This is a genomic window from Natronolimnohabitans sp. A-GB9, from assembly GCF_030848565.1.
In the GTDB taxonomy this organism is placed as follows: domain Archaea; phylum Halobacteriota; class Halobacteria; order Halobacteriales; family Natrialbaceae; genus Natronolimnohabitans.
Genome location: NZ_JAVDDV010000013.1, coordinates 1 through 13,960, shown reverse-complemented (window position 1 = coordinate 13,960; position 13,960 = coordinate 1). Strand labels below are relative to the sequence as shown.

General features: G+C 61.6%; 14 protein-coding genes and 1 pseudogene. 7 read left to right on the top strand and 8 right to left on the bottom strand.

The window, feature by feature from the left end; all coding sequences use genetic code 11:
• Positions 1-252: 252 nt before the first annotated feature.
• Positions 253-1,368 carry a UDP-N-acetylglucosamine 2-epimerase (non-hydrolyzing) gene (gene wecB / locus RBH26_RS15160; protein ID WP_306759220.1) on the bottom strand — a complete coding sequence of 372 codons (1,116 nt, stop codon included), beginning with the start codon at positions 1,366-1,368 and terminating at the stop codon, positions 253-255.
• Positions 1,368-2,444, bottom strand: a complete 1,077-nt coding sequence (locus RBH26_RS15155; protein ID WP_306759219.1) for a DUF354 domain-containing protein — start codon at positions 2,442-2,444, stop codon at positions 1,368-1,370. The genes wecB and RBH26_RS15155 overlap by 1 nt, the downstream gene beginning before the upstream one ends.
• 293 nt (positions 2,445-2,737) lie before the next feature.
• Between RBH26_RS15155 and RBH26_RS15150 the strand changes: the two genes are divergently transcribed.
• Entirely contained in the window at positions 2,738-3,520 is a 783-nt protein-coding gene (locus RBH26_RS15150) for a 23S rRNA (uridine(2552)-2'-O)-methyltransferase (RefSeq protein ID WP_306759218.1), read from the top strand.
• 93 nt (positions 3,521-3,613) lie between these two features.
• Here RBH26_RS15150 and RBH26_RS15145 read toward each other — a convergent pair whose 3' ends face one another.
• The 3 genes from RBH26_RS15145 to RBH26_RS15135 all read right to left on the bottom strand — a co-directional run bounded on the left by RBH26_RS15145 (position 3,614) and on the right by RBH26_RS15135 (position 5,654).
• Positions 3,614-4,108, bottom strand: a complete 495-nt coding sequence (locus tag RBH26_RS15145) for a DUF5790 family protein (RefSeq protein WP_306759217.1) — start codon at positions 4,106-4,108, stop codon at positions 3,614-3,616.
• A 156-nt stretch (positions 4,109-4,264) separates the two neighbouring features.
• Positions 4,265-5,080, bottom strand: a complete 816-nt coding sequence (locus RBH26_RS15140) for a hypothetical protein (RefSeq protein ID WP_306759216.1) — start codon at positions 5,078-5,080, stop codon at positions 4,265-4,267.
• Between the two features lie 208 nt (positions 5,081-5,288).
• On the bottom strand, positions 5,289-5,654 hold the full coding sequence (locus RBH26_RS15135) for a dihydroneopterin aldolase family protein (protein ID WP_306759215.1): 366 nt from the start codon (positions 5,652-5,654) through the stop codon (positions 5,289-5,291).
• A 163-nt stretch (positions 5,655-5,817) separates the two neighbouring features.
• Here RBH26_RS15135 and azf point away from each other — a divergent pair, with 163 nt between their 5' ends.
• Positions 5,818-6,564: an NAD-dependent glucose-6-phosphate dehydrogenase Azf gene (azf, locus tag RBH26_RS15130; RefSeq protein ID WP_306759214.1), complete on the top strand. Its 747-nt coding sequence runs from the start codon at positions 5,818-5,820 to the stop codon at positions 6,562-6,564.
• Between the two features lie 208 nt (positions 6,565-6,772).
• Here azf and RBH26_RS15125 read toward each other — a convergent pair whose 3' ends face one another.
• The 3 genes from RBH26_RS15125 to RBH26_RS15115 all read right to left on the bottom strand — a co-directional run bounded on the left by RBH26_RS15125 (position 6,773) and on the right by RBH26_RS15115 (position 9,611).
• Positions 6,773-7,384, bottom strand: a complete 612-nt coding sequence (locus RBH26_RS15125) for a DUF309 domain-containing protein (protein ID WP_306759213.1) — start codon at positions 7,382-7,384, stop codon at positions 6,773-6,775.
• Between the two features lie 326 nt (positions 7,385-7,710).
• Positions 7,711-8,793, bottom strand: a complete 1,083-nt coding sequence (locus RBH26_RS15120; RefSeq protein WP_306759212.1) for an aminopeptidase — start codon at positions 8,791-8,793, stop codon at positions 7,711-7,713.
• 77 nt (positions 8,794-8,870) lie between these two features.
• Positions 8,871-9,611, bottom strand: a complete 741-nt coding sequence (locus RBH26_RS15115; protein WP_306759211.1) for a queuosine precursor transporter — start codon at positions 9,609-9,611, stop codon at positions 8,871-8,873.
• Between the two features lie 316 nt (positions 9,612-9,927).
• On the opposite strand from RBH26_RS15115, the gene RBH26_RS15110 reads away from it, so the two are divergent.
• From RBH26_RS15110 to RBH26_RS15090, 5 genes and pseudogenes are all read left to right on the top strand, one after another.
• Positions 9,928-10,122: a cold-shock protein gene (locus RBH26_RS15110; protein WP_007259190.1), complete on the top strand. Its 195-nt coding sequence runs from the start codon at positions 9,928-9,930 to the stop codon at positions 10,120-10,122.
• A gap of 299 nt (positions 10,123-10,421) precedes the next feature.
• Entirely contained in the window at positions 10,422-10,694 is a 273-nt protein-coding gene (locus tag RBH26_RS15105; protein WP_306759210.1) for a PadR family transcriptional regulator, read from the top strand.
• Positions 10,695-11,875: 1,181 nt separating this feature from the next.
• Positions 11,876-12,888, top strand: a pseudogene (locus RBH26_RS15100) (tyrosine-type recombinase/integrase).
• 217 nt (positions 12,889-13,105) lie between these two features.
• Complete coding sequence (locus RBH26_RS15095; RefSeq protein ID WP_306759208.1) at positions 13,106-13,405, top strand: hypothetical protein; 300 nt, start codon at positions 13,106-13,108, stop codon at positions 13,403-13,405.
• Positions 13,406-13,638: 233 nt separating this feature from the next.
• Positions 13,639-13,953, top strand: coding sequence for an ArsR family transcriptional regulator (locus RBH26_RS15090; RefSeq protein ID WP_306759207.1), 315 nt, complete (start codon positions 13,639-13,641; stop codon positions 13,951-13,953).
• Positions 13,954-13,960 lie beyond the last annotated feature (7 nt).

Here is a 13,960-nt window from a genome sequence, read left to right as displayed (position 1 = left end):
CCTTTACGCGTGGACGTGGCTCCCGCCGATGTCAGTGTCAGCTCGATGGATGCGTACGCAAGGGAACGACCGGTTGCCGACGCGACGGTACGGCCACCGATGAGCGACCGCGAGTCCGCCGACTGGGAGTTCGAGACCGCGTTCGCCGACGCCCTCGAGGTCGAGACCGGCCGTGTCGACCCCGCCGTCCTCGTTCCCCTCTGGACAGCCGCAGTCGCGCGACCGATCGCCGAATCGTGCTGTCCAACAGTATCAATCGTCGGCCGTCGACTCGAGTTCGGCTTCGGTTCCAGCGCCGGAGTCCGCGACGTGTTCCGCTACGAGCTCGGCGATCCGGCGGCTCGCTTCCCCGTCACCGTAGGGATTCGGCGTGTCGTCGGGCCACTCGTCTTTCGCGAGCGCGTCGCGAATCGCGTCGGTATCGGTGCCGACGAGTTCGTTCCAGCCGCAGTCGACGGTCTCGGTCCACTCCGTCTCTTCGCGAAGTGTCACACAGGGCGTCTCGAGGAAGAAGGCTTCCTTCTGGACGCCGCCGGAGTCGGTGACGATGCGCTCGGCAGCGTCCATGAGGCGGACGAAGTCGAGGTAGCCGAGTGGCTCGACGAGGTCGACGACCGCCTCGGCCCGATCCCGAAGTCCGTACTCCTCGAGACGATCGACGGTCCGCGGGTGGGCGGGGAAGACGACCGGCTGTGAGGCAGCCTCGAGACCGTCGAGGATCGACTCGAGGTTCGCCCGGTCGTCGGTGTTGCGCTGGCGGTGGACGGTCGCGAGAATACATTCGTCCTCGCGAACGCCGAGCTCCTCGAGGACCGTCGAACTGTCGGTGACTCGGTCACGGACCGCCAACACGCTGTCGTACATCACGTCGCCGGTCAGGTAGACGCCGTCGGTGATCCCTTCCTCGGCGAGCGTCTCGACGGCGTTCTCGCTTGGGGCGAAACAGAGGTCGGAGGCGTGGTCGGTCAGTACCCGGTTGATCTCCTCGGGCATCTCGCGGTTGTAGCTTCGCAGGCCGGCCTCGACGTGGGCGACGACCACGTCACACTTCGAGCCGACGATCGCACCCGCAAGCGTCGAGTTAGTGTCGCCATAGAGCAACACGACGTCCGGATCGGTCTCCTCGACGACGGGCTCGATCTCGGCGATCATCTTCGCGGTCTGGCGGCCGTGGGGGCCGGACTTGACGCCGAGGTTGTAATCGGGTTCGGGAATGCCCAGTTCGTCGAAGAAGACGTCGGACATCTCCTCGTCGTAGTGCTGGCCGGTGTGGACCAACACCTCTTCGCCGACCTCGCGGAGTTCCGTAGAGACGACGGCGGCCTTGATGAACTGCGGTCGTGCGCCGACGATCGAACAGACCCGCATCAGCTCACCTCCGTGGCGCTGGCCGCAGCACGTTTCCGCCCGCTGGTCCCGTAGGCGACGGCGATATCGTACAGCAGTTCCGTCACGTTGTCGACATCGTCGATGTAGGCGTCACGGCGCTTTTCCCAGCGTTCGCCGGCGTCGTCGTCGGTAAGCAGCGCTTGCGACTGTTCGAGGACGTCCTCGAACGACTCGAGGTTCTTGACGAGACCGTGGTCCTCGAGTTCGATGAAGTTGCCCATGTCCTCCTCGCCGACGAAGGAGTTCGACCGGATCGCGGGCGTACCAAGCAGTGCGGCCTCGGTGACCATCGTCTGTGTGTCCGCGACCAGGAGGTCGGCTTCGGCGAGCGCGTCGTGCATCTTCGCCGGGTGGAGGTCGTAGGGTCGCGCCTCGAGGTCGTCGAACTCGAGGTCGCCGCTCTCGTCGGAGACGAAGACGGTCGCGTGGTCGGACAGTTCCGAGAGGAGGTGGCGGCGTTGCTCGAGCGAGAACCCCTTCTTTCCGACGTCGTGGTGTCCGTTGAACGCGTTGAACCTGACGAGCGCGTACGGTTCGTCCCGGCCGACGCCCAGCTCGTCGCGGATCGAGGGGTCAGACTCGAAGACGTCCGGATGGAGGTAGGCGGTCTCGGTGACGCCTGCGAACTGGTAGTGTTTGCTCCCGAGGTCCTTCCTGAAGGCAGTCGGCGTCAGGATCGCCCGGACGAACGGTCGGGCGACGACGTGGTCGAGTGAGGTCTCCGAGTCGAGCACCGCGATCGTCGGCGTTTGCGTTACGGTGCCGGTGACGGCGGCGTAGGGCCCCTTCCCGAAGACGACGTCGGGATCGAACGCTCGAGCACGACGGACGATCGTCGAGAGATGTGAGGGGAGTTCCCAGGCCAGGGAGTGCAGCGACTCGCTGCGTGTTCCGTACAGTTCGTAGGGGAGATCGGCCGCAGAGAGAAGCGCTTCCGTGACCTCGTCGTCTCTGGCGAGAACGAGCACGTCGTGGCCTGCCTCCTCGAGGCGGTGGACGACGTGTTTATACATATGAACGTGGGCTGGTGTGTTATTGAAGATCAAACACTTCATGAGGGTCACCGTCTGGGACAGTTATACCCCACTCGAAATGACACATCGTTATTCGTTCGATACGAAGCCCGTTGCTCGGGTATGGGCACGATAATCGACTGTTGGTGAGCCGTCGACGACGGCCCGTTCGTCTGTGGTCACGCCCGTAATTCGGCCCTTCGTCGGCGCCGAGCAGTTGCAGGCACGAACGGCTTCCGCCGATCGCTCTCAGGGCCGGCGAGACGAGCGGACTGGGCCGCGTCTCGCCACACCTATCCGTACTGGTCTACTAGCGATGTCAAGACCAAGCGACCATGTCCCGAAAAGACGACTACTACAACAGAGCAAAGCAGGAGGGCTACCGTTCGCGGGCGGCCTACAAGCTCAAACAGATCGACAACCTCGAGAACGTCATCTCCGGCGGCGATACGGTCGTCGACCTGGGAGCGGCCCCCGGCGGCTGGCTACAGGTCGCCGCCGAGAAGGTCGGTCCCCAGGGGACCGTCATTGGCGTCGACCTCCAGCGAATCAAACCCCTCGAAGGGTCGATCGACGAGCGCGTCGAGACGATTCGCGGCGACATGACCGAAGACCGCACCCGCGATCGGGTTACCGACGCCGCCGACGGCACGGTCGACGCGGTGATCTCGGACATGGCACCGAACATGTCCGGCGAGTACTCGCTCGACCAGGCCCGCTCGCTGCATCTCGCCCGGCAGGCGTTCGAGACGGCCCTCGAACTGCTCGACACCGGCGGTAACTTCGTCGTGAAGGTCTTCGAAGGCCCCGACGTCGACGACTTCCGCGCCGACATCGAAGACGAGTTCCAGTACGTCCGCGCGACGTCGCCGAAGGCCAGCCGTGAGGAGTCCTCCGAGATCTATCTCATCGGCAAGGGACGACTCACCGCACCCGTCCGGCCCGGAGACGAACTCGAGGTCGAGATCGTCGACGTCGGCAGCGAGGGCGACGGCATCGCCTCCGTCGACGGCTACCGGCTGTTCGTTCCCTCGACGACCGAAGGCGACGTCGTCACGGTCCGTATCGACGACGTCAAACCGAACTTCGGGTTCGCACAGCCGATCGATCAAGACTGATACGGACAGCTGTCCGCCAGTACCGGCAAAACAACCGGTGGTCGTGGCGGACCGATCGGTCGAGTTCGACGACCGACCGCGACGAGTCGGCGATTACTCCTCGTCTTCGACGTCGCTACCGTCTTCGTCCGCCGCTTCCTCCGTCTCGTCGGCAGCATCCTCCTCGGTAGCCGTCTCATCGTCGACGTCCTCGGCTGGCCCGGCGTCCTCGAGCGTTCCACGAAGCGCCGGAATCGTCGAGGTGAGTTCTCCGACCTGTTCGCCGGCCTCGGAGATGTCTGCGATGGCGTCCTCGAGGTCGGCGATCTCGCTTTCGAGGTCCTCGGCGTCCTCGAAGGCGTCGGCCCGCTGGCCCATGGTGTACCACTTTTTCGCATCGCGGAGGTGCTCTTCGGCGTCGCCGGCGTTCAACGCGGCGTTGAGACCGTTTAACACGCCGAGGACGTTATCGGCGTCGGTCTCCCAGATATCGTCGGCGTCAGGAAGCGCCGCCCAGCCGTCCTCGAGCGAGGACTCGACGTCTGCACGCATTTCGGAGGCCGCTTCGCCGAACAGTTCCTCGTCGTCGCCGAACGTAGCTTGGCTCATGTCACTGCCTTCACGGGGACTGGGGTTAAAAGATCGCCCGAAAGTGAAAGTGAAAACGGACGGGAGCGAGCCGATATCGGCCGAACAGTACGCGGATTTCGAAAGGGAGGTCACTCGGTTTCTGGCGGTCGTGTTACAGGACGACTCGAGGCGCCACTACGGTCGGTTCCCGGGTGGTGACTCGCCGGTATCGCTGTCGCTCTCACCACCACCGACGTACGAAATCTCGACCCGACGGGAGAGGCGGACGAGACCGACGAGGCCGACGATCGGTGCGACATACGACAGCGCGGTCGCGATGAACCGTTCAGCCGTCGAGGGATCGCGCTCGCCCCGTTCCTGGTAGACCCGGTAGTACGTGCCGTCCTCGAGTTCGATCGGTGCTTCGGGGACGTCGACGGGCCCCCGGCTCGTACCCGACCCGTCGCGTGCGGTGTCGGCGACGACCGACGGGAGGTCGGCGTCGTCGACGTCGATCGACACCCAGCGGAGCACCGCGTCCGGATCGGCGGGCTCGAGGGTCATATCGACCCGGTACATGCCGTCGTCACGCTGTGCCGAGGCGTTGGCCTCGTACGCCACCTCGTAAAGTCGGTCGTCGACCTGGGCGTACTCGTAGTAGTCCGCCGTAAGCGACCACGGAACCGACGTGGAGTTCGGGTTCGTCGAATAGAGACCGGTCGGGAGCGACTCCTCCTCGAGGAGGTGGTCCTCGAAGCTACACGCCCGAAGATCGCCGCTCCAGCCGGCACACTCGATCGAGTCGCTGATCGGCGTCTCCGGCGGGACGGTGTCGGGATCGGCGTAGGTGACACCGCTGCCGTCGGTCGTGACTTCCGCGCGGTCGTACTCGGTGATCGGCTCACCCAGAGACAGCGCGGTCACCCACAGCGGCGCGGTGAGCAATCCCACTGCGAGCACGGCGAGCGCGAGATCACGGTGAAACGGAGCGAGCGAATCGAGGGGACCCATCACGTACGTCCTCCAGGTCAAAGATAAAGAACGATCGGTTCGCTAACGGGCAGTGCTCGACGGGAGACTACTATCGACCGGTATGAGCAGTGGATTCGCTACCCGGAATCGGTACTTCCCCGTCCTCATACGGTTTACTGTACGTCATTGCTGGCGCAACCGCGACCCGGGCGACGGTTACGCCGGGAAATAGGTACAGGGATCCGTATCAGTCGCGACCGCGAACCGATTCGACCCGCATCAGCGGGTACCCCTCTTCCATCGCCATCCGGGTGACGACCTCGCAGTCCTCGTAGTCGACGACGATCTCGACCTCGAGAAACCGACCCGTCAGTTCGGTGTAGTCAGCCGCCGAGTCGGCGAGTTCGGCCTCGAGTTCGTCCGTACGCACGTCGACGGTGACGTCGGCACAATGGGGCTGGTTTTCGATCGATTCCTCCATCGCGGTGGAGATGCTCTCGGCGCTGTCGGGCGAAACCGGCGTTCCAGCGAACTGGTGGTAGAGCGTACCGAACTTGATTCCGGCCTCGAAACAGGCTTCCTCAGCGACGGTCGGATCGGTGTCGGTCGGCATACGACGAGTGCTCGAGCGCGGTCCGGAAGGCGGTTGCGATGCGAGCGCAGCGTTCCCGGCCGTCGCGAGACAGCGTTCCCGCTGGCGGGCAGGTACGGGACGACGGACCGTGCCGACGCGGAACCGCATGGTACTTATCGGCGCTATCCCTTCTACCGAACGAATGGCACAGTCGGTCCTGCTTACGGGGGCTGCGGGCCGCGTCGGGGACGCCATCCTCGGTGGCCTCGCAGACGAGTACGAGTGGCGACTACTGGATCGCGATCCGCCGACGGACGACTATCCGGGGGAGTTCGTCGTCGCGGACATCACCGACGACGACGCCGTCCGCGAAGCGATGGAGGGTATCGACGTCGTGCTCCACCTCGCGGGCGATCCGCGAAAGACGGCGCCATGGGACAGCGTCCTGACGAACAACATCGACGGGACCCAGACGGTCTACGAGGCCGCCGTCGACGCTGGCGTCGAGAAGGTCGCCTTCGCCTCCTCGAATCACGCCGTCGGTCACTACGAGACCGAAGAGCGGACACCAGAGATGTACCGTGCCGACGACGACTACTTGCTCGACGGAACGGAACTGCCTCGACCAGGAAACCTCTATGGCGTCTCGAAGGTCACCGGCGAGGCGCTCGGACGCTACTACCACGACGAGCACGGGCTCTCCGTCGTCAACGTCCGCATCGGAAACCTGACGAAAGACCACCCGCCGATCGACTACGAGCGCGGGCAGGCGATGTGGCTCTCCTATCGGGACTGTGCACACCTCTTCGATCGCTGTATCCAGGCCGACTACGACTACGAGATCGTCTACGGCATCTCCGACAACGACCGCAAGTACTACTCGATCGAACGCGCTCGAGAGACACTGGGCTACGACCCACAAGACAACTCGGCGCGACACGACGCTTGATACGGGCCGCCGTCGGACGGTGTCGGTGAACTACAGGTCCAGTTCGGTGGGACAAGAAGACAGCAGACCGTATGGCAACCTTCCGTTCTTCGCAATCGATTTTGCTCTTTCGACTGTCGAAACTGTGTATGCTGACGGGTCGTCCGTCGCCGATACCACGATGCTCGACGCGATGGAAGCGACCTACGACAGCAACCGTGGACAGACGTTAGAACAGTCCTTCGACGTCCGACTCGCGTGTTTCCCGCCGTCCGACGTGGTCGGTCAATCGCTGATAGATTATACCACGGTGATCGTTCTCGCGAACGAAATCGAATAAGAGGGTGATAAACCGACTGTCGTCGTCGCCAGCCGCGAGATCCCGACGGGCGTACGTCCGGGCCTGCTCGAGCGGTTCGTCGTCGAACCCCAGTTCGGGGGCGAGAACGGGCGCCGCGATCGCCGTCGGTTCGAAGCCGAGCGTCTCGAGTGTCGGCGTGTCGCCCTCGTGGACGAGCGAAACCGGTCGCCGCCGTTCGACGAGTTCCGGATCGGCAGCGAGCTCCGCGAGAAACGATCGTATCGGCCCGAGCCGAACGTCTCGGTGGTCTCCGAGCCCGTCGAGATACGCCAGACTGCTCTCGGCCAGTCCGACGGCGCCCTCCCAGTTTCGCTCGCGAGCGTGGAAGACCGCGGCGGTAAACTGGATCAGGCCGTGTAGCAGTCGTTCGTCGTCGGATCCGTCCTCGAGCTCGAGCCAGGACGCCTCCCAGGCGTCGTGAGCGACGTGGTAGTAGCCGTCGTTGTAGATCGCGACACCGGCCCGGAGCTGATCGCGCATAGTCGAGCTAGCGCCTCGAGACTCGAGAGACTATCGGAGACGGCCGTCGGAAAAACCGCACGTGCCGGATACCATCCGCCTCCGGCAGGGCGGGCAGACAACTGTGGACAGGGGACACACCGATCGTCGTCAGTGGCGCGATCGGTATCTGGGACGCGCAGTGAGTCCCCGACCGGTTACTGTCCGCCACCGGTCATGGCGGTACTCCATCAAAAGCCCACACGCCGTATTATTATGCAGTTGCTTCGTCGTTTATCCCACATTCTGTTCTTTCATAACGTGTGTTAGGTGGCGTATACGGACCGTTTCAGGGACGTCCGAACGCGTCACTCCCACCGGAACTGACCGTCCCGCTGGACGACCTCGCCATCGATCTCGAGTCGCGAGTCCTCGCTGACGTCAGTGATGAGGTCGACGTGGACGGCGGAGTCGTTGCCCGACTCGCCCTCGGGGAGGTTCGCGTCGTAGGCCCGGCCCAGCGCGAGATGAACGGTCTCGCCCATCTTCTCGTCGAAGAGGATGTTGTCCGTGTAGCGATCGATCCCGCGATTCATACCGATGCCGAGTTCCCCGAGTCGGCGCGCGCCGTCGTCGGTCTCGAGGATCTCGTCGATCACGTCTTCACCTTGTTCGGCGTCGAAGTCGACGACCTCGCCGTCCTCGAACTCGAGACGGACGTTCCGAACGGGTTCGCCCCGGAGCGTCATCGGCACGTCGAACGTGACTGACCCTTCGGTGGCGTACGGAGCGGTAAACACCTCGCCGCTGGGGAGATTATGCGAGTCGTACGCGACTGAAGCGGCGCTGTTGACCGCCGTTCGGCCCTCGATGTTCATCGTGAGATCGGTCTCCTGCGAGACGAGTCTGACCTCGGAACCATCGTCGAGGAGCGTTTTCAGTCGCGCCATCTCGTCGGCCAGCGATTCCCAGTCCCGAAGGATCGCGTCGTAGGCGAACTCCCGGTACTCCTCGTAGGCCATGTTCGCCTGTTGGGCGAGCGATCGAGTCGGGTGGACCGTCGAGACCCAGCGGGTTCCGAGACGCGTCTCTCGGATCTCGGTTCTGGCGTTGTTGTAGGCCCGTCGGGTCTCGCTCGAAACGTCGGCCGTCGCACTCGTATTCCGGCCGCCGCCAAGCGAGAGATAGACGTCCGCGTGCTCGAAGAGTGCGTGTTCGTGATCGGGGTTTTCGTCGAAATCGCCGTCGTGGGCCCGAAGATAGGCACGGGTGATCTCACCGGAGCTGTAGGTCGCAAGCAGATTCGCCCCACGCTCGCCGAGTGCTTCGGCGACCGCGACTGCGAGCTCGTGGGCGTCGGGACCCACGGAGAGAACGACGTCGTCGCCAGCCTCGACGCGGGCGCTCCAGTCGACCAGTACCTCGGCGTGTTCGCGGACGCGTTCGTCCATACCGGATCCTCACGGGCGGGTCACTAAACACTCACCACTTACCCGTTCGAGCCGTAACGGCGGACTGCTCGAGTCGGTCACGGGCTGGTGTACTCGTTTTCGTCAGCACCGCTGCCCTCGCGCGAGCGAACGACCGAGACGATGGCGTAGACGACCGGGGTATCGAGGACGGCGATGGCGAGTTTCAACAGGTACTGGCCGACAATCAGTGCGAGGAGTTCACCGACACCGAGAACGGGACCAACCCCGATGACGGCGGGAGCGAGGGCGAAAGCGATCGTAACGAAGATGACGGTGTCGATAGCCTGGCTGCTCGCCGTCGACGCGACGTTGCGCAGCCAGAGTTTCTCCCGACCGGTGTAGTCGCGGATCCGGTGGAAGACGATCACGTCCCAGTTCTGGCTGACGAGATACGCAAGCAGACTTCCGAGGACGATGTTCGTCGATGCGCCGAGGACGGCCTCGAACTGGTCGGCAATACCTGGATCGGCGGCAGGCGCCGCGATCGTCGACCAGACCAGCGCGAGAACGACGAAGTTCATCGCAAAGGCGACGTTAACGACTACCTGTGCCGCGCGACGACCGTACAGCTCCGTATAGCAATCGCTGGCGACGAACGTCAGCGCGTACGCGAGGGCCGCACCGGGCATCACGAGTTCGGCACCGGTAATCGGCAGGGAGATCGGAAACGAGAACGCAAGCACCTTCGAAGCCGTCACCTGGGCCGTCGCCAGCGCCGTCACGAAGAGAGCGATCAGCGCTACCTGCGCGACCGTCGGTCCGGCAGGGCGACGGGCCGCCGACTGTGACTGAGACATGCAACACGCGTAGCCATCGCGCCCACCTAAACGATTCGAGACGATCGAGACCACCCACTGCTCGAGTGAGGTCTACGACACACGAGTCGGACCGTTCGTGTTCGATACGTGATACCACGACCGCCGGATACAGGATCGAACGACCACTTCTCAGGGATCTGAGTGAGTAATAGACATATTCCATATATTTCTGAGATCCGGAATATGAGGCTCGAAAATCGTATTTTCGACCAGTTCAATCGAGAGTGTGTCTGTCTCTCGAGAGGACGAGTATAACACAACCGTTATACGTGTCCCGCTATTCTCTCTGGTTGCAATGGCGAAAGGAAACGTTGATTTCTTCAACGACACAGGCGGCTACGGTTTCATTGAGACGGACGACGCAGACGACGACGTATTCTTCCACATGGAAGACGTTGGCGGTCCGGACCTCGAAGAAGGACAGGAGATCGAATTCGACATCGAACAGGCCCCCAAAGGCCCCCGCGCCACCAACGTCACCCGCCTGTAACACGGCCTCTTACGTTCGGTAACGGGTTTTTCACAGTCGAATATACATTCTTCGTCGATCCAGAATTCAACAGCGACGGCGTCGAAGCGGGATCGTCCAGTTCGCTGGATCCGACGACACGGTTCGTCCCGACGATATCGAACGAGCGATCCGAGCGAGAGCTGTAGCCACTACTTACTGGTCGAATGGTGATTGATTCGAATCATTAGCTCAGTTAGCCCGCTAAAACACCCCAGAAACAGTTGATACGAAAACGATAACAAATAGTCTAACAGTCGGTGTGCCGGTGTGGTTGCAAAATGGACGATCTGACCGGATTTCAACGCGATCTTCTGTACGTGATCGCCGGAGCCGACCAGCCGTCTGGACAAGAAGTCAAAGACGAGGTCGAGAAGTACTACAACAGCGAGATCAATCACGGCCGGTTGTACCCCAATCTCGACACACTCGTCAACAAAGAGCTCGTCGAGAAAGGGCAACTCGATCGCCGAACGAACTACTACGCCATCAGCGACCGTGGCCTCGAGGCGATCGAAGAACGCCGTGAGTGGGAACGGCAGTACATCGACTGAACGCGGTGTAGTTCCAGACGCTTCCAGTACGCGGACGCCACAGGAGTATCGTGTAACGGGTTCGTCGAGCGTCGCGGATCGCAGTCCACGACACGCCTCGAGTGAGAGTCGATCTTGACTCGGATACCGGTGCGTTCGGACCGCTGTATCGAACGGCGATAGCGGGAACGGGATCCGGTACCGACACCGAGTTGCCTCTCTCGTCGCTTGTCCCGACGGCGAGGTCGTCGTCTCGAGTGCGATCGCACGAATCGACGGTGGAGTCCGGTTCGAGAGTGACTGGTCGGTGTCTTCGATCTCCACAGCGAACGCGACCGATCTCCACTCGAGTTCGTCACAGCTCTCGGTGCGGATCGTCACCCGACGTCTCGTCGGAAGTAATGAACAGCCGCCAATAGTTCGACGAATAGATAACACTAATTCGAAGTATACCGTAGCTCAGGTTCAGAAATGTCGGATCGGGACGACGTCAATCGAGAGTTAGCCAGGTGTGTGGAGTGTGGGTCAGTGTACGCGGCTCGACAGTGGCCGACAGGGAAGATTCAACCGATCGGAAGCGACAGCTGTGACTGTGGCTGTACGGAGTTTACGGTTGTAACAGATCACGACGGGGACGCTTCGGGCGGTCGAATGGGCGCCGAATGATCTGGCTCGCTCTTCGGACGGCTCGTGCTTGCTGCTCGAGCGAACGACGAACCGCCCCGTCACTTGCGTGATGAGCCGGATGGGCGATGGCGTTCGACTCGAGACGTCGTCCAGGTCGTTCGCACGAACGAACGCAGACGGACCGCTGTACAGCTGTCCCGCCGATCGTCAGGGTGGGGGCGGCGATCGGCGGGCAGTGGCGACACGTCGACTGGCCAGTCGTCGACGGCCACAGGGACACCGCCACGTCGACCACCCCGTTTCGGACACCAATATCGCAAGCAGGCGTCGACCCGGAACCAGCGACCGGTTCAGTTCTGGTCTGAGACTCGAGAGTTCCGAAACGAAGACAGGTACTTCAGACGTTCAATCCTGTCCTATCGATCGAATCGACGTCGGTCATAGAACGATTTTTGCGTCTGGGTCTGACGGGGAACGTCCAAAATCTTTCGGGCTCTCAGCCAGCTGTTAGTACGCGAGAGAAGCGTCCAGAGTGGCGTTTAGAACTCGCTGTCTTCGACCTTCAGTGAGAGACCATGACAGACAACCTCGAACCACTCGCACCAGGAGAGGCCATGCAGATGTCCTCGACGAACGGAGTCACGAACTCGCGGACGCGACGATTCAGTCTCACCGGTACCGGCTCAAGCAGTTCGTCCAGTGGTGTGAACAGGACGGTATCGACAATCTCAACGGCTTTAGCGGGCGAGACATCCATCGCTTTCGCGTCAAACGCAGAAACGAAGACGAGCTCGCAACTGCCAGCATGAAGGGCCAGCTGGCAACCCTGAGAATGTTCCTCCGCTTCTGTGCCACGATCGATGCAGTAGAGCCAGGGCTCGACGAGAAGATCATCCTTCCAACGACGACTGAAGACGATGCTCGATCCGAATTACTGAACCCTGAACGAGCTCAGAAGGTACTCCAATTCCTCGGCCAATACCGCTACGCACGCTTGGAGCATGCACTGATGGAAGTCCTCTGGCACACTGGGCTTCGTATCGGAGCAGCCACGGGACTGGATATTGACGACTACAACACTAACGAGCAGTACCTCACGCTTGTTCACCGACCAGAGGAAGGAACCTCACTCAAGAATGGGCGAAAGAGCGAACGACTCGTCGCACTGAACGATTCAGTTTGTGAGGTCTTGGATGACTGGCTCTCGGTTAACCACCCCGGAATCCGTGATCAGTACGAACGCGAGCCGCTGTTTGCGACGAAAATCGATCGCTTGAGTCGGACCCGTGGTCGGACGATCGTCTACCAGTACACGCGCCCGTGCGTCTACACCGATAGCTGTCCTCACGATCGAGATCTCAACAGTTGTGATGCCCTACCTACTGAGCATTCACATGCGTGTCCTTCCTCGTTGAGCCCACACCCAGTCCGACGGGGTGCTATCACCCATTTTCTCAAGTCAGACGTTCCTGAGAATATTGTTAGCGACCGAATGGATTGCAGCGAGGCGGTTCTTGACCGCCACTATGACCAGCGATCAGAACGTGAGAAACTTCGGCAGCGACGACGCTACCTTCCCGGCAATTGAATCCCTGAACTGAATCGGTTCAATGACTGCTCTACGATTTCACCAATTTCCGGTCCTGCTGATCGGTGTGGGGGGCTATTTGCAGTTGGCGTACTTGGCCTTACGAGCAACTTCTCAATACAGACGGTATTGATGCTACTGATCCTCACTTTCTGTAGAGGCTATCCAAGAGGTGAATTAGCCCACCACCGAGACGCTGTCCCGACTCGGCCGGATGATGAGTCGGGACCATTTCTTCCAGGGAGTCATCGAGACGGGTGCGCAACTGCTGTCGGCGAAGGGTGGTTCGGCGACGTTGGAGTTAGAACTCCGGTTCTCCAACCACGAGGCGCTGTTGGTGTTCCAAGATAACTGCGCGAACAACCACATCAACCTAGAGGTAGGAACAATCTACAATCCGACCCGACCGGAGACCGGCCTCTGGTTCGGGCTTTCCCCCAGCAGCGGGCAACGCTGGTACACGCAGCGGGTACTACTCGACCCCACGGACGACCTTGACGCAGGATCTCGCGGTTGAGTTCAACAGCTCCGATTAGGCGGTCACCGAGCGGCTCTCCCGATTGGTGATCACGCTCGACGAGAACACGCTCATCGCGGTGATAGAAGAAGCGGAGTTCGAGCCAGCGCAGGAGGGCGGTAAGAACACTCCGCTGGCGACGGTAGGTGCGTGAATCGGTGATGGTGACCAGAGACGCGAAGATATTGTGTGCCATGGAAAAGATGGACACGTTCTCGCAACCATTAGTAGGTATGAGCCACGAGGCGCAGTTCGATCAGGCGTTAGATGCACTGGGACATCAGTATCGGCGGCGGCTGGCGGTCCGGTTACTGGAACACAATCCACAGGATACGAAGACCGTATCGAAGGCAACGGCAGATGCCGCTGCCGACACCGACGCGATTGAACGGGTACACGTCCACCTACCGAAGCTCGAAACGGCAGGGTACATCACGTGGGACCGAGAGAGCGGGATCGTTGAAAAGGGGCCACGCTGGGAGGAGGTCGCCTCAGTAGTGAAAGTGCTACAGGCACACGAAGATGAACTCCCTGGCCATTTGATCTAACCACCCA